The following is a 402-nucleotide window of genomic DNA, read 5'->3' as shown; positions in this document are numbered from 1 at the left end:
CGCGCCGCCGACACCCGCGGTGCCGCTGTGACCGGAGCCGCCGGTGGCCACGCCGCCACCTGCTCCGCCGTTGCCACCGGTGCCGCCGGTACCGCCGGTGCCGCCGACGCCGCCGTTGCCGCCGGTTCCGCTGTTGGTGCCCCACACGCCGGTCGCGCCGGTGGCGCCCGCACCGCCGATGCCGCCCCCGCCGCCTTCGCCGCCGGTGCCGCCTTCGCCGCCGTTACCCGAGGTCGAACCGCCCAGACCGCCGACGCCGCCGTTGCCGCCGTGCCCGCCGAGCGCGCCGTTGCCGCCGGTGGCCCCCGGGGTGGCCCCGGTCGCGCCGGTGGTGCCGGTGCCGCCGTTGCCGCCGACCCCGCCGTTGCCTCCGTCGCCGACGGCGCCGGCGTTACCGCCGTT

1 protein-coding gene is annotated in these 402 nt (G+C 81.3%); it reads right to left on the bottom strand.

The window, feature by feature from the left end:
• Nucleotides 1-402 (bottom strand): hypothetical protein (locus KIH27_RS23395; protein ID WP_214095104.1); only part of this gene is annotated, 402 nt, incomplete at both ends.

Origin of the sequence: Mycolicibacter acidiphilus (assembly GCF_018455725.1) — a bacterium.
GTDB classification, from domain to species: domain Bacteria; phylum Actinomycetota; class Actinomycetes; order Mycobacteriales; family Mycobacteriaceae; genus Mycobacterium; species Mycobacterium acidiphilum.
This window is presented reverse-complemented; position numbering and strand designations above follow the sequence as displayed.